The 20917-nt window shown below is 66.6% G+C and carries 18 protein-coding genes; 10 read left to right on the plus strand and 8 right to left on the minus strand.

Features of this window, described 5'->3' with window-relative positions:
- The first annotated feature begins 7 nt into the window (after positions 1–7).
- The 3 genes from AABF56_RS02580 (at position 8) to AABF56_RS02590 (ending at position 2302) form a co-directional block, all read left to right on the plus strand.
- Entirely contained in the window at positions 8–1633 is a 1626-nt protein-coding gene (locus AABF56_RS02580) for a cisplatin damage response ATP-dependent DNA ligase (RefSeq protein ID WP_272804815.1), read from the plus strand.
- Between the two features lie 68 nt (positions 1634–1701).
- Complete coding sequence (locus AABF56_RS02585; protein WP_272804816.1) at positions 1702–1995, plus strand: type II toxin-antitoxin system RelE/ParE family toxin; 294 nt, start codon at positions 1702–1704, stop codon at positions 1993–1995.
- A gap of 1 nt (position 1996) precedes the next feature.
- Positions 1997–2302 (plus strand): addiction module antidote protein, encoded by a 306-nt coding sequence (locus AABF56_RS02590; RefSeq protein ID WP_272804817.1) that lies wholly within the window; start codon positions 1997–1999, stop codon positions 2300–2302.
- A 4-nt stretch (positions 2303–2306) separates the two neighbouring features.
- Here AABF56_RS02590 and AABF56_RS02595 read toward each other — a convergent pair whose 3' ends face one another.
- Positions 2307–3266, minus strand: coding sequence for a glutathione S-transferase family protein (locus AABF56_RS02595; protein ID WP_272804818.1), 960 nt, complete (start codon positions 3264–3266; stop codon positions 2307–2309).
- 272 nt (positions 3267–3538) lie between these two features.
- Between AABF56_RS02595 and AABF56_RS02600 the strand changes: the two genes are divergently transcribed.
- A complete protein-coding gene (locus AABF56_RS02600) occupies positions 3539–4291 on the plus strand; it encodes a L,D-transpeptidase (RefSeq protein ID WP_272804819.1) in 753 nt (250 codons plus the stop codon).
- Positions 4292–4557: 266 nt separating this feature from the next.
- Here AABF56_RS02600 and purN read toward each other — a convergent pair whose 3' ends face one another.
- The gene (gene purN / locus AABF56_RS02605) at positions 4558–5223 is read right to left on the minus strand and encodes a phosphoribosylglycinamide formyltransferase (RefSeq protein ID WP_272804820.1); all 666 of its coding nucleotides are present in this window, start codon (positions 5221–5223) and stop codon (positions 4558–4560) included.
- Positions 5220–6293: a phosphoribosylformylglycinamidine cyclo-ligase gene (purM, locus tag AABF56_RS02610; RefSeq protein WP_272804821.1), complete on the minus strand. Its 1074-nt coding sequence runs from the start codon at positions 6291–6293 to the stop codon at positions 5220–5222. Before purM ends, purN begins: the two co-directional genes overlap by 4 nt.
- A gap of 388 nt (positions 6294–6681) precedes the next feature.
- Here purM and AABF56_RS02615 point away from each other — a divergent pair, with 388 nt between their 5' ends.
- From AABF56_RS02615 to AABF56_RS02635, 5 genes are all read left to right on the plus strand, one after another.
- Positions 6682–7800, plus strand: a complete 1119-nt coding sequence (locus AABF56_RS02615; protein WP_245082280.1) for an AI-2E family transporter — start codon at positions 6682–6684, stop codon at positions 7798–7800.
- 80 nt (positions 7801–7880) lie between these two features.
- A complete protein-coding gene (gene hdaA, locus AABF56_RS02620; RefSeq protein WP_272804822.1) occupies positions 7881–8567 on the plus strand; it encodes a DnaA regulatory inactivator HdaA in 687 nt (228 codons plus the stop codon).
- A 477-nt stretch (positions 8568–9044) separates the two neighbouring features.
- A complete protein-coding gene (locus AABF56_RS02625; protein ID WP_272804823.1) occupies positions 9045–11261 on the plus strand; it encodes an RNA degradosome polyphosphate kinase in 2217 nt (738 codons plus the stop codon).
- A gap of 11 nt (positions 11262–11272) precedes the next feature.
- Positions 11273–12793, plus strand: coding sequence for a Ppx/GppA family phosphatase (locus AABF56_RS02630; RefSeq protein ID WP_272804824.1), 1521 nt, complete (start codon positions 11273–11275; stop codon positions 12791–12793).
- 8 nt (positions 12794–12801) lie between these two features.
- Positions 12802–13386: a DUF922 domain-containing Zn-dependent protease gene (locus AABF56_RS02635; protein WP_245082270.1), complete on the plus strand. Its 585-nt coding sequence runs from the start codon at positions 12802–12804 to the stop codon at positions 13384–13386.
- Positions 13387–13598: 212 nt separating this feature from the next.
- Here the strand turns inward: AABF56_RS02635 and AABF56_RS02640 are convergent, their stop codons facing one another.
- Positions 13599–14957: an esterase-like activity of phytase family protein gene (locus AABF56_RS02640; RefSeq protein ID WP_272804825.1), complete on the minus strand. Its 1359-nt coding sequence runs from the start codon at positions 14955–14957 to the stop codon at positions 13599–13601.
- 101 nt (positions 14958–15058) lie between these two features.
- A complete protein-coding gene (locus AABF56_RS02645; RefSeq protein ID WP_272804826.1) occupies positions 15059–15949 on the minus strand; it encodes an AraC family transcriptional regulator in 891 nt (296 codons plus the stop codon).
- Here AABF56_RS02645 and AABF56_RS02650 point away from each other — a divergent pair.
- On the plus strand, positions 15948–16355 hold the full coding sequence (locus tag AABF56_RS02650; protein ID WP_272804827.1) for a DUF2000 family protein: 408 nt from the start codon (positions 15948–15950) through the stop codon (positions 16353–16355). The genes AABF56_RS02645 and AABF56_RS02650 overlap by 2 nt on opposite strands.
- Here the strand turns inward: AABF56_RS02650 and rnd are convergent, their stop codons facing one another.
- From rnd to AABF56_RS02665, 3 genes are all read right to left on the minus strand, one after another.
- Positions 16356–17501, minus strand: coding sequence for a ribonuclease D (gene rnd / locus AABF56_RS02655; RefSeq protein WP_272807421.1), 1146 nt, complete (start codon positions 17499–17501; stop codon positions 16356–16358).
- Between the two features lie 340 nt (positions 17502–17841).
- The gene (locus AABF56_RS02660) at positions 17842–19227 is read right to left on the minus strand and encodes a multicopper oxidase family protein (RefSeq protein WP_272804828.1); all 1386 of its coding nucleotides are present in this window, start codon (positions 19225–19227) and stop codon (positions 17842–17844) included.
- 85 nt (positions 19228–19312) lie between these two features.
- A complete protein-coding gene (locus tag AABF56_RS02665; RefSeq protein WP_272804829.1) occupies positions 19313–20548 on the minus strand; it encodes an MFS transporter in 1236 nt (411 codons plus the stop codon).
- Between the last annotated feature and the right edge of the window lie 369 nt (positions 20549–20917).

The following is a 20917-nucleotide window of genomic DNA, read 5'->3' on the forward strand; positions in this document are numbered from 1 at the left end:
ACTCCCCATGAGAGCCTTCGCCACGCTCCTCGACCGCCTCGTCCTCACCCCTTCGCGCAACGGCAAGCTGACGCTGCTGGCCGATTATTTCCGCGACACGCCCGATCCCGACCGCGGCTACGGCCTTGCCGCCATTGCCGGCACGCTGGACTTGAAGAGCGTCAAGCCGGCGCTCTTGCGCGAACTCGTGCTGGAGCGCATGGACGAGGTGCTGTTCCGCTATTCCTACGATTATGTCGGCGACCTTGCGGAAACCATCGCGCTCGTCTGGGACGAGGAGCGCAAGGAGCGCGTGCCGGATGAAGCGCAGCCCCGGCTCGGCGCCGTCGTTTCCCGCATGAACGCGCTCGGCCGCACGGAGGTGCGCGGCGCGGTGCGCGATCTGCTCGACCGGCTCGATCCCTCCGCCCGCTTCGCCTTCCTCAAGCTTGCGACCGGCGGCCTGCGCATCGGCGTCTCCGCCCGCCTCGCCAAGCAGGCGCTCGCCGATTTCTCCGGCAGGGATGTCGTGGAGATCGAGACGCTGTGGCACGGGCTGTCGCCGCCCTACGAGCCGCTCTTCGCCTGGCTGGAGGGCCGGGCGGACCGCCCGGTGCTCGCCACCCCCGCCATCTTCCATTCCGTCATGCTCGCCAATCCGGTGGGCGAGGGGGATCTCGACGCGCTCGACCCGGCCGATTTCGCCGCCGAATGGAAATGGGACGGCATTCGCGTGCAACTCTCCGCGGCGGGCAGCACACGCCGCCTCTATTCCCGCTCCGGCGACGACATCTCCGCCGCCTTCCCGGATGTGCTGGAGGCGATCAATTTCGAGGGCGTGGTGGACGGCGAGCTGCTCGTCGGCGGCACGGCGCGCATGAACAGCCCGACGCGCACCTTCTCCGATCTCCAGCAGCGCCTCAACCGCAAGACCGTCACCGCGCGCATGCTGGAGGACTATCCCGCCTTCGTGCGCGCCTATGACGTGCTCTTCGAGGGCGAGGCGGATGTGCGCCCCGAAAGCTTTTCCGACCGCCGCGCCCGCCTCGGCGAAATGATCGAGAAGGCGCCGCACGACCGTTTCGACCTGTCGCCGCTGGTGCCCTTCGGCTCATGGGCCGAGCTGGAGACGATCCGCCGCGATCCGCCCGATCCGGTCATCGAGGGGGTGATGCTCAAGCGGCTCGACAGCCCCTACCAGGCCGGCCGCATGAAGGGCCCGTGGTTCAAGTGGAAGCGCGATCCCTTCAACATCGACGCCGTCATGATGTATGCCCAGCGCGGCCACGGCAAACGCTCGAGCTACTATTCCGACTTCACCTTCGGCGTGTGGACCGATGGCCCGGACGGCCCCCTGCTGGTGCCCGTCGGAAAGGCCTATTTCGGCTTCACCGATGCCGAGCTCGAAGTGCTGGACCGCTACGTGCGCAACAACACGACCGACCGTTTCGGCCCCGTGCGCGCCGTCAGGGCCGAGCCCGGCTACGGCTTCGTGCTGGAGGTCGCCTTCGAGGGCATCAACCGCTCCACCCGCCACAAATCCGGCGTCGCCATGCGCTTCCCCCGCATCGCCCGCCTGCGCCAGGACAAGCTGCCCGCCGACGCCGACCGGCTGGAGACGCTGATGGCGATGGTGGAGGCGCGGGAAGCTTGAAGCCGTATCCGGAAGGGAGGCTGGAAGCTCGATTGCCTTCTGGTCGCCTATAGGCTACTTTGCTGCCCATGATCATCAAGGAAGCGCCTGCATTTACGAAGTGGCTTGGCGCTCTGCGAGACGCAAACGCCCATGCCCGGATTGTCCGCCGGGTGGAGCGCCTGCAGCAAGGCAATCCCGGCCAGGTGAAGGATGTCGGGCGGGGCGTGTCGGAACTGAAGATCGATTATGGGCCGGGCTATCGCGTCTATTTCGCTCAACGCGGTCCGGTCCTGATCCTGTTGCTTTGCGGCGGCGATAAATCGACGCAACGCCGCGATATCAAGCGGGCGATCGAGATCGCCGCGCAATGGAGTGAATGAGATGGCCAAGAAGAAGATCGCTGACCTGCCCACCTTCGACGCGGCGGCGCATCTGGATACGCCGGAGCGCCAGGCGGCCTATATCGCGGCGGTTCTCGAAGAGGGCGATATGGCGGAAATCCGCCATGCGATCGGAACAGTCGCGCGCGCACGCGGCATGGCGGAAATCGCCGCGGCTGCGAACCTCAATCCGAAGAGCATCTATCGTGCGCTCGGCAACAGTGGAAATCCCGAATTCGCCACCGTTTTCAAGGTTCTTTCCGCCATGGGATACACGCTGACGATCAAACAGCAGGATGCGGCATAGGCGCTCAAAGTCCCAGCGCCGAAAGATCCGGTCCGAGCGGCACGATGCCGTTCGGGTTCAGCGACTTGATCGAATGGTAGCCGTGCTTGATATGGTCGATGCTGACCGTCTCGCGCACGCCCGGCAGGTCTAGCACGCGCTTCGCATAGGCCGAGAGCGCCGCATAGTCGGCAAGCTGCCGGCGGTTGCACTTGAAGAGGCCGTGATAGGCGGCATCGAAGCGGACGAGGGTGACGAAGAGGCGGATGTCGGCCTCCGTGAAGGCCTTGCCGGTGAGGAACGGCCCGCCGGCGGCAAGGCGCGCCTCCAGTTCGTCCAGCATCGCAAAGACGCCGTGGAAGGCTTCCTCGTAGGCGACCTGCGTGGTGGCGAAGCCGGCGCGGTAGACGCCGTTGTTGAGCGCGGGATAGATGCGTTCGTTGAGCGCGTCGATCTCGCCGCGCAGGGTCTGCGGGTAGAGGTCGACGCTCGCGTCCGCCAGCGCGCCGAAGCCGCTGTTCAGCATGCGTATGATGTCGGCGGATTCGTTGTTGACGATCGTTTTCGAAGCCTTGTCCCAGAGCACCGGCACGGTGGCCCGGCCGGTGAAGGTGGGGTCGGCGCGGGTGTAGAGTTCGTGCATGTAGGTTGCGCCGTTGAGCGCGTCGCGGTTTGCGCCCGGATAGTCGCCAAAGCGCCAGCCCTGGTCGGTCAGCGCCGGCTCGACGACAGAGACGGAGATCACGCCGTCGAGCTTCTTCAGCTTGCGGGCGATCAGCGTGCGCGAGGCCCAGGGGCAGATCAGCGCGACATAGAGCTGGTAGCGCCCGGTCTCGGCCGCAAAGCCGCCGTCGCCCGTCGGGCCGGCGCTGCCGTCGGGCGTCACCCAGTTGCGGAAGCTCGAAACCTGCCGCACGAAGCCGCCCTTGGCATCCTTCGCCTGGACGGGCTGCCAGTCTTCCGTCCATTTGCCGTTGACGAGCATCGCGTTCCCCTCGTTTCGGTTGAAGTTGCCGTCCGGGATAATCCGCGCGCGCGAAAACGGCAATTCTCCCGGCGATTGACACAGCGTTCACAAAGCGGCCCTCGCCGTGGCCGGGCGGCGACAGGGCGGCGAAAAGCGGGCGCGCAAGCCTGAGGCCAGCCGCAATTGCCACAATTGTGGCAGGGTTATGGACCTAATTTGCCGCTCGTTAGTTAGTGATTCAGCCTCTCGCCCCATTCTACGTTTCCGCACAACGGATTTTGACGATCTCCATGACCGACACCGCGCTCTCCCGCCGCCGCTTCCTGCAGTTTACCGGGCTTGCCATGGCAAGCGGCCTGGCCGGCTGCACCTCCTCGATGAACACGGACCGGTTCCGCTACGAGACCCGGCCCTATTTCCGCAATCCCGCGCTGGAGGGCCGGCCGGAATATATCGACGGCGCCCGGCCGCCGAGCGGGCTCCTGCCGGAATCGTCCTATTACGCCTCGATCTACGGTCCGGTCTTCGACGGCGGCTATCAGGTGCCGGCGGTGCCCTACCAGCAGATCGACGCGCGCTACTATCGCCAGGAGGTCGAAAGCCCGTTCGGCGAGCGACCCGGCACGATCATCGTCGACACAGGCAACCGCTTCCTCTACCTCATCCTGCCGAACGGCCGCGCCATGCGCTATGGCGTCGGCATCGGCCGGCAGGGTTTTTCCTGGTCGGGCCGCGGCGTCATCCAGTGGAAGCAGGCCTGGCCGAAATGGACGCCGCCGGACGAGATGGTCGCGCGCCAGCCCGAACTCGTCAAATACTCCGCCGCCAACGGCGGCATGCCCGGCGGCCTCAACAACCCGCTCGGCGCGCGCGCCCTCTACATCTTCCAGAACGGCGAGGACACGCTCTACCGCCTGCACGGCTCGCCGGAATGGAAGTCCATCGGCAAGGCCGTCTCCTCCGGCTGCGTGCGCATGCTGAACCAGGATGTCATCGATCTCTACGATCGCGTGAAGGGCAAGGCGCCGATCTTGGTGATCTGAGGCGGGACACCCCCCTCTGCCCTGCCGGGCATCTCCCCACAAGGGCAGGACTGTCGCATATGGAAGGAAACCCGTTGCCTCCTTTTCCTTCTCCCCCGCGGGGAGAAGGTGCCGGCAGGCGGATGAGGGGGATGGCGAAGGCGCAAAGGCTCGATCCGAGCCACCCCCTCATCCGACCCTTCGGGCCACCTTCTCCCCGCGGGGGAGAAGGTGATGTGCGGCATCGTCGAACTTCATATGAGTAGCCCCCTTGTGGGGTATGCGCCCTAGCCCGCCGCCGGCGAGATCAGCAGCGCGCCGTCGAGCCGCGGCAGGTCGCCGGTGGCGACGGCCTTGCCGCCCTGCATGCGCACCTTGCCCTCCGCGACGAGCCGCAGCGCCAGCGGATAGCTCAGATGCTCGACCGTCAGGACGCGCGCGGCGAGCGTCCCGGCCGTGTCGTCCGGCAGGACGGGAACCGCGGCCTGCACGATGGCCGGGCCTTCGTCCATGCCCTCGGTCACGAAATGCACCGTGCAGCCGGCGATGCGCATGCCCGCGTCGAGGGCGCGCTGGTGCGTGTTGAGGCCGGGGAAGAGCGGCAGGAGGGATGGGTGGATGTTGAGGATGCGGCCCTCATAGCGGCTGACGAAGGCGCCGGAGATCAGGCGCATGTAGCCGGCAAGGCAGATGAGGTCGGGCGAGAGCGCGTCGAGCGCCTCGATGATGGCCGCCTCGTGGGCCTCCTTGCTGGCGAAATCCTTGCGCAGGAAGGCGCGGGCCGGAATGCCGAGCGCTTCCGCCCTGGCCAGCCCGCCGGCCTCCGCCTTGTCGGAGAAGACGGCGACGATCTCGGCCGGGAAATCCGGGTCCTCTGCGGCCTTCGCCAGGGCCAGCATGTTGGAGCCGCCGCCGGAGATGAAGGCGACGACGCGCTTGCGCGATCCGCTCATAGGGCGAGCGTGCCCTTGTAGATCGTGCCGGCGGCGCCCTCTTCGCGCGTGACCATGCGGCCGAGGCGGAAGACGGTTTCGCCCTCGCGGATGAGGACAGCGGCGACCTCGTCGGCCTTGTCGGCGGGAACGACGGCGATCATGCCGACGCCGCAGTTGAAGGTGCGCAGCATTTCCGTCGCCGCCACGCCGCCCGTCTTTGCAAGCCAGGAGAACACGGCCGGCGCCTTGACGGCGGCAAGGTCGATCTCGGCGGCGAGATGCTTCGGCAGCACGCGCGGAATGTTTTCCGGGAAGCCGCCGCCGGTGATATGCGCCAGCGCCTTGATGGAACCAGTCTCGCGGATCGCTTTCAGGAGCGGCTTCACATAGATCTTCGTCGGCGTCAGCAGCGCCTCGCCGAGGCTCTTTTCAGCGTCGAACGGGGCGGGCGCGTCCCAGGCGAGACCCGAGAGCGTCACGATCTTGCGCACCAGCGAATAGCCGTTGGAATGCACGCCCGAGGAGGAAAGGCCGAGGATGACGTCGCCCTCGGCGATATCGCCCGAGGGCAGGAGCCGGCCGCGCTCGGCCGCGCCGACGGCAAAGCCGGCAAGGTCGTAGTCGCCGTGCGAATACATGCCCGGCATTTCCGCCGTCTCGCCGCCGATGAGCGCGCAGCCGGCCTGGCGGCAGCCTTCGGCGATGCCTTCGACGATCGCCGCGCCCTGGTCGGGATCGAGCTTGCCGGTGGCGAAATAGTCGAGGAAGAAGAGCGGTTCGGCGCCCTGCACCACGAGGTCGTTGACGCACATGGCGACGAGGTCGATGCCGACCGTGTCGTGGCGGTTCGCGTCGATGGCGATCTTCAGCTTGGTGCCGACGCCGTCATTGGCGGCAACGAGCACCGGATCGGTGAAGCCCGCCGCCTTGAGGTCGAACAGGCCGCCGAAGCCGCCGATCTCGCCATCGGCGCCCGGGCGGCGCGTCGAGCGCACGGCCGGCTTGATCTTCTCCACCATCAGGTTGCCCGCGTCGATGTCGACGCCCGCATCGCTATAGGTCAGACCGTTCTTTCCTGACTGGCTCATGCTCACGTCTCCGGCTTGAGGCCCGCTTGCGGCCTGCTTGGCGCTTGTCGCGCCCGATTGGCATGGCGGGGGATGAAGTGCAAGCGGAATGCCGGGAATGCGGGGATTTTTTCACCGGTTTGCGGGGATGGCGGTGCTGCTTGCCCCTCACCCTAGCCCTCTCCCCGCAGGCGGGGAGAGGGGACCTGCCCCGAGCATGATGTGGAAATAGGGGAAAACGGCGCGGCACATCCCTTCGCCCCGCTTGCGGGGAGAAGGTGGCCGGCAGGCCGGATGAGGGGCAATTTGAGGAAGAACGACGCTTCCCCACCACCCCGCCGAGCCTTGACCTTCCTCGTCCCCGCATCCTATCTCCTCAAGCAACACGGTGACACAAGGAAAGAGCGCGATGGCAGCCCATATCAGCGGCGCGGGACTGAAGCGGCAGGTGGTCTTCTGGCTCATCGCGCTCGGCTTCCTCCTCATCTTCCTCCTTGTGTTCAGCGATATCCTGCTGCCCTTCATCGCCGGCATGGCGCTCGCCTATTTCCTCGATCCGGTCGCAGACCGGCTGGAGCGCTGGGGCCTCAGCCGGCTGATGGCGACGGTGGTCATCCTCATCGCCTTCATCATCCTCTTCGCGCTGTCCCTGATGATCGTCATCCCGCTGCTGGCCACGCAGGCGGCGGATTTCCTGGAGAAGCTGCCGGGCTACGTCACCCAGCTGCAGGAGCTGGTGGCGAGCTTCAACCCCGACCTGCTGCCCACCTGGGTCAGCAGCCAGATGGGCACGATCAAGCAGAGCTTTTCCTCCATCCTCGCCGAAGGCGCGGGCTTCCTCGGCACGGTGTTCAAGCAGCTCTGGAACTCCGGCATGGCGCTGGTCAACATCGTCTCGCTGCTCGTCATCACGCCGGTCGTCGCCTTCTATCTCCTGCTCGACTGGGACCGCATGATCGCCAAGGTGGACAGCTGGGTGCCGCGCGACCATGTCGCCAACGTGCGCCAGATCGCGACCGAGATGGACGCGGCGATTGCCGGCTTCGTGCGCGGGCAGGGCTCCATCTGCATCATCCTCGGCCTGTTCTACGGCGTCGGGCTCTCCTTCGCCGGTCTCAATTTCGGCCTGCTGATCGGCCTCTTCGCCGGTCTCATCAGCTTCATCCCCTATGTCGGCTCGCTGGTCGGCCTGGTGCTGGCGGTGGGCGTCGCCGTCGTGCAGTTCTGGCCGGACTACTGGATGGTCGTGCTTGTCGCCGTCATCTTCTTCGCCGGCCAGTTCGTCGAGGGCAACATCCTGCAGCCCAAGCTCGTCGGCTCGCGCGTCGGCCTGCATCCGGTCTGGCTGATGTTCGCGCTGGTCGCCTTCGGCGCGCTCTTCGGCTTCGTCGGCCTGATGATCGCCGTGCCGGCGGCCGCCGCCGTCGGCGTGCTTGTCCGCTTCGGCCTGCAGCGTTACCTTGACAGCGACCTTTATTATGGGGCGAGCAAGCCCGTCCTGCTCGAAGAGAGCACGCCGGAGGAATGACCGGCGGCAAGGCCGCGCCAGGCGGAGCGGCGTTCGCCCGGACTTGCGCCAGAACGAAGAGTTGGTATCCGAGTAGCACCATGACATCGCGCAAGACAGCCGAACAGTTGCCGCTGGCCTTCGGGCACGACCCCGCGACGGGGCGTGACGACCTTCTGGTCGCCGAGCCGGTCGATGCCGCCGTGGCGATGATCGACGCCTGGCCGCACTGGCCTTCGCCCGTCGTCGTCATCGCAGGCCCCGTCGGCTCGGGAAAGTCGCACCTTGCCGCCATCTGGCGCGAGAAGGCGGGTGCCGAGATCATCGAGGCGAAGGCGGGCAGGGGCGCCGAGGCGGCCGCCGAGCGCGGCCCCGTGCTCATCGAGGACGCCGACCGCGCCGGTTTCGACGACCGCGCGCTCTTCCACATCATCAACAATGTGCGCCAGCACGGCCATACGCTGCTGATCACCAGCCGGCTGTGGCCGATGTCCTGGCCAGTCGAGCTGGCGGACCTGCGCTCGCGCCTGAAGGCCGCAACGGTGGTGGAGATCGGCGAGCCGGACGACGAACTGCTCTCGCAGGTCATCATAAAGCTCTTCGCCGACCGCCAGCTCTTCGTCGATGAGAGGCTCGTCGCCTATATCGTCGCGCGCATGGAGCGCTCGCTGGAGGCCGCCCAGACGCTCGTCGAACGCCTCGACCGGCTGGCGCTCGCCCGCGGCAGCCGGATCACCCGCACGCTGGCGCAGGAAGTGCTCGGCGAAATGGTCGGCGGCGAGGAGTGAGCCGGAGAGTTCAAGCCGGCATCCGGTGATCCCCCCTGGCCTGCCGATCATCTCCCCCTCAAGGGGCAGGGCTATCGCCTATGGAAGGAAACCGTCGCCCCATCCCCTTCTCCCCCGCGGGGAGAAGGTGCCGGCAGGCGGATGAGGGGGATGGTAAAGCCGCAAAGGCTCGATCCGAGCCACCCCCTCATCCGACCCTTCGGGCCACCTTCTCCCCGCGGGGGAGAAGGGGAGAGCGGCGATGCCGCATTCCACGACAGGTGATCGCCTTGTCCTCAGGGCGGGGGCGGGATGGCCTGCCTGCCAGGAGGAACATCCGGCGATTGCTCGGCGAATTCCACCGACCCCGGATTGACTGTCACAGTTCCGTCGTCAAACTGCGCTAAGCGGTTCGGGGAAAAGTGGAAATCGGTTTCCGTCCGAACCCGCGTGGAAAGCATGCGGCCGATCTGGCGGCAAAGTGGGGCGGACTCTCCAATGGATACAGCGACTTCGGAACATGCGCAGGAAAAGCCTGTCGAGCAGGTGCCGCCGCCGGAAGGGGCGAGCGCCGATGTCGCGGCCCTGATGGCAAGCCCCGAACGCTTCATCAACCGCGAATTCTCCTGGCTGCAGTTCAATCGCCGCGTGCTCGAGGAAACGCTGAACACCGCCCATCCGCTCCTGGAGCGCGTGCGCTTCCTGTCGATCTCGGCCGGCAACCTCGACGAGTTCTTCATGGTGCGCGTCGCCGGCCTCGAGGGCCAGGTGCGCCAGGGCGTCGGCATCCGCAGCCCCGACGGCAAGACCTCGGCCGAGCAGCTCGACGATATCCTCAAGGAGATCGACAATCTGCAGATGGAGCAGCAGGCCTCGCTTGCCGTGCTCCAGCAGTACCTCGCCAAGGAGGATATCCTGATCGTCCGCCCGACCGCGCTCACCAGCGACGACAAGGTCTGGCTGCAGCAGGAATTCACCCAGTCGATCTTCCCCGTTCTGACGCCGCTCTCCATCGACCCGGCGCACCCGTTCCCGTTCATCCCCAATCTCGGCTTCTCGATCGGCCTGCAGCTGGAAAGCACGACGGGCAAGGAGCCGATGACGGCGCTGCTGCGCCTGCCGGTGGCGCTCGACCGCTTCATCCGCCTGCCCGACGCCAAGGGCGCAATCCGCTATATCACGCTGGAGGACGTCGTCGGCCTCTTCATCGGCAAGCTCTTCCCCGGCTATATCGTGCGCGGCTCGGGCACCTTCCGCATCATCCGCGACAGCGATATCGAGGTGGAGGAAGAGGCCGAAGACCTCGTGCGCTTCTTCGAGACGGCGCTGAAGCGCCGCCGCCGCGGTTCGGTGATCCGCATCGAGACCGATTCGGAAATGCCCGAATCGCTGCGCCGCTTCGTCGTCGGCGAACTGAACGTGCCGGACAACCGCGTGGCCGTCCTGCCCGGCCTTCTCGCCCTCAACACGCTGTCGGAAATCGCCAAGGCGCCGCGCGACGACCTCCGGTTCGAGCCCTACAATGCCCGATTTCCCGAGCGCGTCCGCGAGCATGCCGGAGACTGCTTCGCCGCCATCCGCGAAAAGGACATGGTCGTCCACCACCCCTACGAAAGCTTCGACGTGGTGGTCCAGTTCCTTCTCCAGGCTGCGCGCGATCCTGACGTTCTGGCGATAAAGCAGACGCTCTACCGCACCTCCAACGACAGTCCGATCGTGCGCGCGCTGATCGACGCGGCCGAGGCCGGCAAGTCGGTGACGGCGCTGGTGGAATTGAAGGCCCGCTTCGACGAGGAGGCCAACATCCGCTGGGCGCGCGACCTGGAGCGCGCCGGCGTGCAGGTCGTCTTCGGCTTCATCGAACTGAAGACCCATGCCAAGATGTCGATGGTCGTGCGCCGCGAGGAGGGCAAGCTGCGCACCTACTGCCACCTCGGCACGGGCAACTACCACCCGATCACGGCGAAGATCTACACCGACCTTTCCTTCTTCACCTGCAACCCGACCATCGCCAGCGACATGGCGAACATCTTCAACTTCATCACCGGCTACGGCGAACCGGAGGCCGGCATGAAGCTCGCCTTCTCGCCCTATACGCTGCGCCCGCGCATTCTCCGCCACATCGAGGAGGAGATCGCCCATGCGAAGAACGGCGCGCCGGCGGCGATCTGGATGAAGATGAACTCGCTGGTCGATCCCGACATCATCGACGCGCTCTACCGCGCGAGCCAGGCGGGCGTGGAGATCGACCTCGTCGTGCGCGGCATCTGCTGCCTGCGTCCGCGGGTTCCCGGCCTTTCCGACAATATCCGCGTCAAGTCCATCGTCGGCCGCTTCCTCGAACATTCCCGTATCTTCTGCTTCGGCAACGGCCACGGGCTTCCCTCGGACAAGGCGCTGGTCTATATAAGTTCCGCGGACATGATGCCGCGCAACCTGGACCGGCGAGTCGAGACACTCGTGCCCTTGATCAACCGGACGGTGCATGAGCAGGTTCTCTCGCAGATCATGCTGGGCAATCTCATCGATAACCAGCAGAGCTACGAGATTCTTGCGGACGGAACGTCCCGGCGCATGGAAGTGCAGCCCGGTGCCGAGCCGTTCAACGCTCAGCACTACTTCATGACCAATCCCAGCCTGTCCGGCCGGGGTGAGGCCCTGAAGTCCAGCGCACCGAAGGCGATCGCGGGCTGGCAAGGCCGCCGGAAGAAGTAAACTGGATATGCATGGTTGAGTCTGAAGCCCAGGGGCGTTTGCCTGGAATTGCCCCGGTGTCAGTCGTGGATATCGGTTCCAACTCGATTCGCCTCGTGATCTACGAGGGCATGAGTCGGTCGCCGGCCATCCTGTTCAACGAGAAGGTCATGTGCGGCCTCGGCAAGGGTATTGCCAAGACCGGCCGCATGGATCCGGCCAGCGTGGAGCGGGCGCTGGCGGCGCTGCATCGTTTCAAGGCCCTGTCCTGGCAGGCGCGCGCCTCCACCATGTTCGCGCTGGCGACCGCCGCCGCGCGCGAGGCGGAGAACGGGCCCGATTTCATCCACCAGGCAGAGCTCATCCTCGGCCAGAAGGTCCGCGTCCTGACCGGCGAGGAGGAGGCCTATTTCTCCGCGCTCGGCATCGTCAGCGGCTTTCATGATCCGGACGGCATCGTCGGCGACCTCGGCGGCGGCTCGCTGGAGCTGATCGACGTGGCGGGCGCCATGATCGGCCGTGGCATCACGCTGCCGCTCGGCGGCATCCGGCTTTCGGAAGCCTCCGGCGGCTCGCCCGCCCAGGCCCGCATCGTCGCGCGAAAATACCTGCGCACCGCCAATCTCCTGAAGAACGGCGCCGGCCGCGCCTTCTACGCCGTCGGCGGCACCTGGCGCGCCATCGGGGCGCTCCACATGGAGGTGCAGAACTACCCGCTGCACATGATCCAGGGCTACGAGCTCGGCTTTTCCGACGCCATGGATTTCCTGGCGGACATCGTGACGGCCAAGGACCAGAAGGACCCCGCCTATGCGGCGATCTCCAAGGGCCGCCGCAACCTCCTGCCGTTCGGCGCCGTCGCCCTGCAGGAGACGATCGCGATCATGAAGCCGTCGCGGGTGTTCTTCTCCGCCCAGGGCGTGCGCGAAGGGTTTCTCTATTCGCTCCTGCCCGACCGGGAAAAGGCGCGCGACCCGCTCATCGCCGCCGCCGGCGAACTTGCCATCCTGCGCGCCCGCTCGCCCGAGCATGCGCGCGAGCTTGCCGAATGGACCGGCCGCATGATGCCGCTCTTCGGCATCACCGAGACCGAGGAGGAGCGCCGCTACCGCGAGGCCGCATGCCTGCTCGCCGATATCAGCTGGCGCGCCCATCCCGATTATCGCGGCCTGCAGGCGTTGAACCTCATTGCCCACGGCACCTTCATCGGCATCACCCATCCCGGCCGCGCCTTCATCGCGCTCACCAACTACTACCGCTTCGAGGGCCTTGGCGACGACGCCGTCAGCAGCTCGCTGGCCGCGATCGCGACGCCGCGCCTGCGCGAGCTGGCCAAGCTCGTCGGCGGCCTGCTCCGCGTCGTCTACCTCTTCTCCGCCTCCATGCCCGGCGTCGTGCCGCACCTTGCCTTCCGCAAGGCCACCGCCTCCGGGGTCGATCTCGAATTCGTCGTGCCCGCCGACTATTCCGAACTGGCCGGCGAGCGGCTCGACGGCCGCCTCCAGCAGCTTGCCAAGCTCACCGGCAAGAAGCTCGCCTTCCGGTTCCTGTGAGGCGAGGGATGAGAGGCGCCCTTCTTCTCGCCGCCCTGCTCTTTGCCGGAAGTGCGGCAGCGCAGGACTGGCAGGCCGTCGAGCGCGTCGAGCCCTACGGCGTGACGGGCGCGACGGGCCTCGAGATCTACCAGTCGATCGGCGCGCGCGGCCCGAAGCTCGGCGTCGCCCGCGTCATCGCCCATACCGGCTTCAAGCTCACCTGGACGCGCAAGTACGAGCGCCAGGGCAATGCCTGCACCATCACGGTCAACAAGCCGAAGCTGATCATCACCTACACGCTGCCGAAGCTGAAGGTGAAGCTCTCCGAGCCGCTGAAAAGCCGCTGGGACACCTTCCTCGCCGGCGTGACCGCGCATGAGAAGGTGCACGGCGACTTCATCAAGGACATGGTGAAGGAGATCGAGGCGGCAAGCGTCGGCATGACGGTCGAGAACGACCCGAACTGCCAGAAGATCCGCCCGCAGCTCCAGACCAAGCTCGGCGAGCTCTCCCAGGCCCAGCGCGCCCGCAGCCGCGCGTTCGACCAGGTCGAGCTGAACGACGGCGGCAATGTGCACCAGCTCATCCTGCAGCTGGTCGATCCAAGTTAGGGTGGAGACGGCGCCGGCCTCATATCCGTGCAAGCCGTATTGACGACCCGCCACCATAAGCCGCTATCAAATCCGTTCACTTCTCCTCCGTCATCCTCGGGTCAAGCCCGAGGATGACGACGGGGAAGGCAGACACCCAAAGAGCAATGCCGCCAAAACCAAAACGGCAGCGCCCGCAGCCGCTGCCGTCTCTCACGCCCAACCGTCACCGATCACTCGGCCTTCAGCAACTCGCCGACCTCAAGGAGCACGAACTCGTTGTCGTCGGCCTTGTCCAGCGCGCGGCCGGCGGAGAAGGGCAGGTTGTTGTCGTTGCCGACGATGATGTGGGTCTCGTCGACGCGGTCGACGTTCTCGATCGTCACGAACGGCATGTCGTAGAAGCCGCCGCCGCCGCCCTGGCGCTTCCTGTTGTCGGGGTCGGCGATCTTCAGGAGATCGATATAGCCGATCTTGCGCACGGCCTTGCCGGCATTCTCGTCGGTCATGGCGATCTTGTAGATGCGCTTGACCTTCGAGGCGGTGGCGAAGCAGTCCGGCTTCGGGTCGCTCGCATCGGCGCAGGCCTTGTCGGCGGTGCCGGCGCCGTTGTCGCGCTCGATCACCAGCGCGGTCGTCCCGTCCAGCATGTTGAAGTCGCCGATCGCCTCGCCGCCCTCGGCGAGCGGGTAGAGCCAGCTGCGGCCCGTCCAGGCCTTGGAGGCGGTGTCGAGCTCGACGATGCGCAGCGCCGGGCGGCCGTCCGCCTGCTCGACGCTCTCGCTGTCGACCCAGAGCGGGCCTTCCAGGAGGCCGTAGAGCTTCGTGCCGTCCTTCGAGAGCGCCAGGCCCTCATAGCCGCCGGAGCGCTTCAGGTTGAAGGCCGGCATCTTCTTGGAGGGATCGGCCTGCACGGCGAGCGTCGGGTTGTCCGGCGAGGTGACCGGCTTGCCGTCCACCTCGGTGGCGATGACGTCGGTGAGCCTGCCGTCGCGGTCGAATTTCAGGATGTAGGGGCCGAACTCCTCGCCGATCCAGAAGCCGTCCGCGACCGGCTGGATGGATTCGACGTCGAAGTCGCCGCCGGTCAGGTAGCGCGTCTCCGCGCCTTCCATGACGATCGGGAAGGGCGCCTTCCGGTCCGGGTCGGAGAGGAAGACGGTCCTGACCGGCTCCATCGTGCCCTTGTCCCAGTCGAAGCGCACATTGTGGATCATCAGCATGGCGTCGGTGGAGTTCAGCTTGTTGCCGAAGCCGTTGTCGGAAAGCGTCCAGAACGAGCCGTCCTCCATGGTCTTGATGCCGGAGAAACCCTGCATCGGCTGGCCGTCGAAGGGCAGCGCCAGGCCGGTCTCGCGCACGCCGTCCTTGCCCATGACGGTGCCGAGCGCCTCGGTGCGCTTGCGGTCGGCGGTGGTGAACTTGCCGGATGTCTTCAGGTAGGCGGCGGCGTCGGCCGGGGCGGCGATGATCGTGTTCGCCGGCAGGATCGCATGGGCCTTCAGCGTGGCGGGAAATTCCTTGTCGTCGGCCTGCGCGGCGGTCGCCAGCAGAAGCGCGAGGGCGGTGGTGGTGAAAAGGTGTTTGGTCATGAATGTCCCCATCGGGTTGGCAAAGCGAGGCCGTTGATAGGCGGCGCACATGACCGCCGCTTGACAGTTGCTTGTCGCTTTCATGACGGGGGGATTTGGGACTAGACGGCGAGCGCCGCGAAGCGCCCGGGCGTCATGCCGAGCGCCTTCTTGAAATGGCGGTTGAGATGCGCCTGGTCGGCAAAGCCGCTGGCAAAGGCGGCTTCCGCGATGCTCTCCCTCGCCGTAATCAGGACCTTCGCCCGCTCCAGCCGGCGCATGACGAGGTAGCGGTGCGGGCTGGTGCCGAGAAGCTGGCGGAACTGCCGGGCAAGCGTGAAGCGGTCGAGCCCCGTCACCTCTTCGAGGTCGGCCGAGCTGACCTGACGGGAGAGGTTTTCCCTGAGGAAATCGCAGGCCCGGCGCACCTCGGCATGGGCGAGCCGGCCCGTGCCCGCCGGCGGCGCGCCGGCATGGTCGAGCAGGGCGGCGGCGATCTCCCCCAGCAGCTCGTCGAGCTTCAGCGGCTCGATCGCCGCATCCATGCTGCCGATGGCGTCCAGCAGCAGGCCTGCCAGCCTGGGATCGTCGACGACCGGCGCGGCGACGAAGGGCAGCGTGCGCCCGCGCGCGGCGGTCGCCGGCAGGAAACGTTCCGGCGGGATGTAGATCATGCGGTAGGTGAGGCCGTCCTCGGTGGCTGCGCCCCCGTCGTGCATCTCGTCGGGATGCAGCACGATCACGTTGCCGGGCGGGCTGAAGCGGGTCTCGCCGCGATAGGAGAAGGTCTGGATGCCGGCCATGGTGACGCCGAGCGCGTAGGTATCGTGCCGGTGCGGCTCGAAGCCCTTGCCGTGGAAGCGCGCCTCGATGCGCTCGATGCCGGCGAGCTCCGGCGCCACGACGATGCGGTCCCTTTCCGTGCACGAACGTTCAAGCGGGCCCTCGACCGCGCCTGCTATCGCATTGGCCGCGGAATCGTCCGCAGCCTTTTTTCGGGAGTATACCTGCATGTTCGATACCAAGTTCGCCATCGTCCTGCGCGAGGACCTGGAGGTCTGGCAGAAGCTGAACGTGACCGCCTTCCTGTCCGGCGGCATCATCGGCCGGAAACCGGAGCTGATCGGCGAAGCTTATCGCGATGCGGCCGGCAATGTCTACAATGCGCTCAGCGTCCAGCCGGTCATCGTGCTTTCGACGGACGGTGGAACGTTGTCGAAGATCCATGCCCGCGCCCTCGAGCGCGACGTCCCGGCCTCCGTCTATATCGAGGAGATGTTTGCGACCGGCCATGACGCGGCCAACCGCGCCGTCTTCGCCGAATTCGGGCCCGATGACGCCAAGGTCGTCGGCATCGCGCTGCATGCCGACAGGAAGACCGTCGACCGCATCACCAAGGGGGCGAAGCTGCACGCCTGATCAGAGCGCGACCGCCTCGATCTTCCTGTCGACGAAGCGCAGCGCCACCTTGCCGCTGATGAGGTTGAGGGCCGTTTCGCCGAAGAGCTCGCGGCGCCAGCCGGAGAGCGCGGCGACATCGGCCGCTTCGCCGTCGATGGCGATCTTTTCCAGATCGTCGCTGTTGGCGATGATCTTGGCGGCGACGCCTTCCTTCTCCGAGACGATCTTCAGGAGCACCTTCAGCATCTCGCTGGCGGCCGCGGCGCCTTCCGGCACATGGGCCTGGCGGGGCAGGCGCGGCAGGTCGGTCTTCGGAATGGCGAGCGCCTCGTTGATCGCCTCCAGCAGGGCCGCGCCGGATTGCGAGCGCTCCCAGCCCTTGGGAATGGTGCGCAGGCGCGCCAGCGCCTCGGCATCGGCCGGCTGCTGCTGGGCGATCTCGTAGATCGTGTCGTCCTTGAGGATGCGCGAGCGCGGCACGTTGCGGCCGCGCGCCTCCCGCTCTCGCCAGGCCGCGACCTTCTGCAGCACGGCCAGCTCGATCGGCTTCTTGACGCGCATCTTCAGCCGCCGCCAGGCGTCGTCCGGATGGAGGTCGTAGGTCTCGCGCGCTTCCAGCACCGCCATTTCCTCGGTCAGCCACAGCGAGCGGCCGGCGGCCTCCAGCTTCTCCTTGAGCGCGAGATAGACGTCGCGCAGGTGCGTCACGTCGGCCAGCGCATATTCGAGCTGCTTTTCGGTGAGCGGCCGGCGGCTCCAGTCGGTGAAGCGCGAGGACTTGTCGATGTGCACGCCCTTGATCTTCTGCACGAGCTGGTCGTAGGAGACGCTGTCGCCGAAGCCGCAGACCATGGCGGCGACCTGGGTGTCGAAGATCGGATGCGGGATGAGGTCGCCGCGGTTGACGATGATCTCGATGTCCTGCCGGGCGGCATGGAACACCTTCAGCACCGCCGGGTTCGCCATCAGGGCGTAGAAGGGGGCAAGGTCGAGGCCCTTGGCGAGCGGATCGACGATCACCTCGGTCTCGGGGCCTGCGAGCTGGATCAGGCAGAGTTCCGGCCAGAAGGTGGTTTCCCGCAGGAACTCCGTGTCGATGGTCAGATACTCGGAACGGGCGAGTGTCTCACAGGCTTCGGCAAGGGCTGCGGTGGTCTCGATGATCTGCATGATGGCTCGGGCGGACTTTCTGGTTTTTTGATCGGGCAGCTTTAGACGGTCCACGGTTTTGCCACAATCGAAAACTTGAGCGGGAGGGATATGGCAAAGGCAGGGCACGCACTCTCCTCCGTCATGCTCGGGCTTGACCCGAGCATCCACGCCTCACCCGCGGCTTGGATCCTCGGGTCAAGCCCGAGCATGACGGGGAAGGCAAAGTTTCTCACCCGTCAAACGGCACGGCATGCTGCACCGTTCCTTATGTTCGTCCTGTGTCTCTTCTTGCGTCATCCTCGGGCTCGACCCGAGGATCCACGAGCCGCACGGCACGACTTCGCGATCGCCCCTAGACGACCCGCACGTAGCTCGTCATGCCGGTCTTCTGGTGCTCGATGATGTGGCAATGGAACACCCAGTCGCCCGGATTGTCGGCGACGAGGGCGAGCTGCACCTTCTCGTCCGGCAGGATGAGGTAGGTGTCGGAAAAATGCGGGCGGATCGCCTGCTTGTTGGAGTTCATCGGCCGGAAGACGAGGCCGTGCAGGTGGAGGGGGTGGACCTGCGGCGTCGGGTTCTCGACGTTGAAGATATAGGTTTTGCCCGCCTTCATCTCGGCGAGCGGGGCGGTCGGGTCGCCCGTGTCGTCTGCCCACGGCACCTTGTTGATGGCCCAGAAATTGTAGCCGAGCGAGCCGCAGATGCCGTCCTTCGGCCGCTCCTCCGCCGAGGCGCTGAGGACGAAGGGGATTTCGGTGGCGGCGGACAGGTCCGGCTCGGGCAGCGGGTTTTGCGTGAGCGGCGGCAGGTCGCGCGCATCGCGCTTCAGCGAGGCGCCGGTGGCGCGGAAGGTGGCGAGCGTCGCCGGCTTGGTGCCGCGCAGGTCCTTCAGCGCCGCGACGGCGCCCTCCGTGTCGGGCATGCGCAGCACGAGGTCGAGCCGCTGGCCGGGGCCGATCATCAGGTGGTCGAGCGCAAAGCGTTCCGCCGCCGGATTGCCGTCGAGGGCGATGACCGTGGCTTCGGCGCCCTCCATCTGGAGCGCGAGGATGCGGGTGACGTCGGTCGCGGCAAGGCGCAGGCGCACGAGGCCGCCGGCCGGCGCGTCATATTGCGGCGATTGCCGCCAGTTGGCGGTGCGCACTGTGCCGAAGGTGCCGGCGCGGGCGGCGTCGCGCGGCTTGAACTGGGCGATGAACTGGCCGTCGCCGCCAAGCCGCCAGTCGCGCAGGTTGAGCACGATCTCGGCGTCGAAGACGGGATCCGCCGGGTCCTCCACGACGACGAGGCCGGCAAGGCCGCGGCCGATCTGGGTGAGCGTGTTGCAATGGGGGTGATACCAGAAGGTGCCGGCATCGGGCGGGGTGAAGGCATAGTCGAACCCGTCGCCGCCATAGACATAGGGCTGCGTCAGGAAGGGCACGCCGTCCATCCTGTTGTCGATGCGAAGCCCGTGCCAGTGGATCGTCGTCGGCTCGTCGAGCCTGTTGTCGAGGCGCAGCGCAAAGGCCTCGCCCCGCCGCATGCGCAGCACGGGCGGGATCTCGGCGTCGCCATAGGTCATGACGCCTTTCGTCGGGCCCTTGTCGGTGATCATCGCCTCGCCGGGGCGGGCAACGAGCGTTACCGGTGCCTCGGCCTTCGCCAGCCCGCCGAAGCGGCCTGCAAGGCCGACGCCGCCGGCGTAGGCCCCGGCGACGAGTGCGCCCTTCATCAGCGTGCGGCGTGTCAGCATGGCGGTCCCTCCGGTGCGTCCATCCGCTTCTAAACCTGAGAGAGAGCCTCAGCAATAAGCGGCGCCCGACCAGATTGCCGCAGGCTCAGGGATCGCCGTTGCGGTCCTTGTCGGCGAGCTTGTTGAAGAAGAAGGAGGTGCGCAGGAGGTTGCGGAAGCGGCTGCGCCGTTTCCCGGCGGGCACGGCGGCGCGGGCGCTCATGCGCAGCGCCGTATAGGCCATGAAGGACACGAGGATGACGGCGGTGTAGAGGAACAGCGCCTGCGGGCCGAAGAACTGCAGCAGCACCGAGGCGAAGAGCGGGCCGATGATCGCCCCGCAGGACCAGAAGAACAGCATGCCGGCGGAGACCAGCGCATGCTCGCCTTCGCCGGCATGGTCATTGGCATGGGCCGAGCAGAGCGAATAGAGCGGCATGGCGAAGGCGCCGAAGATGAAGATGCCGACGAGGTTCCTCACCTCGTTGCCGCCGGCGAAAAAGGCGAGGTAGAGCGCGGCAAGCGCCGAGCCGAGCGTGGCGACGAGGATGATCAGCCGCCGGTCGAGCCGGTCGGAATAAAGGCCGAGCGGATATTGCAGCACCACGCCGCCGACGATGCCGGCGCTCATGAAGCTGGCGATCGCCGTCACCGAAAGGCCAATGTCGTGGGCGTAGATCGGCCCGAGATTGCGGAAGGCGGCATTGGTGAGGCCGACGACGATGCAGCCGACGGTTGCCAGCGGCGAGATGTTCCAGAGCTTCGGGATATCGAAGCGGATCGCTTCCGGCACCGTCGGGCTGGAGCGGTCGGCCAGCGAGATCGGCACCAGCGACAGCGACAGCGCCATGGCGACGATGGCGAACAGCTCGAAGCCGCCGATGCCGATGCCGGGAATGAGATATTGCGCCGCGGTGACCGAGCCGAGGTCGACGACGCGGTAGACGGAGAGCGTGCGCGCCCGGTTGGCATTGGTGACGGCGGCGTTCAGCCAGCTTTCGACGGTGGCGAAGAGGCTGGCGAAGCAGATGCCGGCGACGAGCCGCATGGCGAACCAGAAGACGGGATCGATGACCAGCACCATGGCGATGGCGGAGGCCGAGGCGATCGCCGCCATGGCGGAGAAGGTGCGGATATGGCCGATCGCGCGCAGGAAGCGCGTCACGTAGATGCAGCCGATGGCAAAGCCGATGGAATACCCCGCGCCGACGATGCCGATCACCGCGGTGGAGAACCCCTCCTGCGAGGCGCGCAGCGCGATGAACGTGCCCTGCAGCCCGTTCCCGCCGATCAGGATGCCTGCGGTGACGAGAAGGGGAATCAGGGGGCGAATCGTGGACATGCGGCCACTATGGCGAAGGATTTTCCGAAAGGGAGAGAGAAAGCGGGACGGGGGCTAAATTGTGGGGGAGTGTGGTGGTTGCGGTGGCTTCCTCCGTTGCTCTCCCCGCAGAGGGCAAGGCCATTGCATATGGAGTTCGACGGTGCCGCACATCCCCTTCTCCCCCGCGGGGAGAAGGTGGCCCGAAGGGTCGGATGAGGGGGTGGCTCGGATCGAGCCTTTGCGCGTTCGCCATCCCCCTCATCCGCCTGCCGGCACCTTCTCCCCGCGGGGGAGAAGGGGATGGGGCAACGGTTTCCTGCCATGGGCGATCGATCTGCCCTTGAAGGGGAGAGGCCCGTAGGCCAGAGGGGATTCCAGAGGGGATTT

Origin of the sequence: Shinella sp. WSC3-e (genome assembly GCF_945994535.1) — a bacterium.
GTDB classification, from domain to species: domain Bacteria; phylum Pseudomonadota; class Alphaproteobacteria; order Rhizobiales; family Rhizobiaceae; genus Shinella; species Shinella yambaruensis.

What these genes read in the sequence shown, in the direction of transcription:
- AABF56_RS02580 (WP_272804815.1), top strand. Translation starts at nt 8, where the DNA reads ATGAGAGCCTTCGCCACGCTCCTCGACCGCCTCGTCCTCACCCCTTCG.
- AABF56_RS02585 (WP_272804816.1), top strand. Translation starts at nt 1,702, where the DNA reads ATGATCATCAAGGAAGCGCCTGCATTTACGAAGTGGCTTGGCGCTCTG.
- AABF56_RS02590 (WP_272804817.1), top strand. Translation starts at nt 1,997, where the DNA reads ATGGCCAAGAAGAAGATCGCTGACCTGCCCACCTTCGACGCGGCGGCG.
- AABF56_RS02595 (WP_272804818.1), bottom strand. Translation starts at nt 3,266, where the DNA reads ATGCTCGTCAACGGCAAATGGACGGAAGACTGGCAGCCCGTCCAGGCG.
- AABF56_RS02600 (WP_272804819.1), top strand. Translation starts at nt 3,539, where the DNA reads ATGACCGACACCGCGCTCTCCCGCCGCCGCTTCCTGCAGTTTACCGGG.
- purN (WP_272804820.1), bottom strand. Translation starts at nt 5,223, where the DNA reads ATGAGCGGATCGCGCAAGCGCGTCGTCGCCTTCATCTCCGGCGGCGGC.
- purM (WP_272804821.1), bottom strand. Translation starts at nt 6,293, where the DNA reads ATGAGCCAGTCAGGAAAGAACGGTCTGACCTATAGCGATGCGGGCGTC.
- AABF56_RS02615 (WP_245082280.1), top strand. Translation starts at nt 6,682, where the DNA reads ATGGCAGCCCATATCAGCGGCGCGGGACTGAAGCGGCAGGTGGTCTTC.
- hdaA (WP_272804822.1), top strand. Translation starts at nt 7,881, where the DNA reads ATGACATCGCGCAAGACAGCCGAACAGTTGCCGCTGGCCTTCGGGCAC.
- AABF56_RS02625 (WP_272804823.1), top strand. Translation starts at nt 9,045, where the DNA reads ATGGATACAGCGACTTCGGAACATGCGCAGGAAAAGCCTGTCGAGCAG.
- AABF56_RS02630 (WP_272804824.1), top strand. Translation starts at nt 11,273, where the DNA reads ATGGTTGAGTCTGAAGCCCAGGGGCGTTTGCCTGGAATTGCCCCGGTG.
- AABF56_RS02635 (WP_245082270.1), top strand. Translation starts at nt 12,802, where the DNA reads ATGAGAGGCGCCCTTCTTCTCGCCGCCCTGCTCTTTGCCGGAAGTGCG.
- AABF56_RS02640 (WP_272804825.1), bottom strand. Translation starts at nt 14,957, where the DNA reads ATGACCAAACACCTTTTCACCACCACCGCCCTCGCGCTTCTGCTGGCG.
- AABF56_RS02650 (WP_272804827.1), top strand. Translation starts at nt 15,948, where the DNA reads ATGTTCGATACCAAGTTCGCCATCGTCCTGCGCGAGGACCTGGAGGTC.
- AABF56_RS02645 (WP_272804826.1), bottom strand. Translation starts at nt 15,949, where the DNA reads ATGCAGGTATACTCCCGAAAAAAGGCTGCGGACGATTCCGCGGCCAAT.
- AABF56_RS02660 (WP_272804828.1), bottom strand. Translation starts at nt 19,227, where the DNA reads ATGCTGACACGCCGCACGCTGATGAAGGGCGCACTCGTCGCCGGGGCC.
- AABF56_RS02665 (WP_272804829.1), bottom strand. Translation starts at nt 20,548, where the DNA reads ATGTCCACGATTCGCCCCCTGATTCCCCTTCTCGTCACCGCAGGCATC.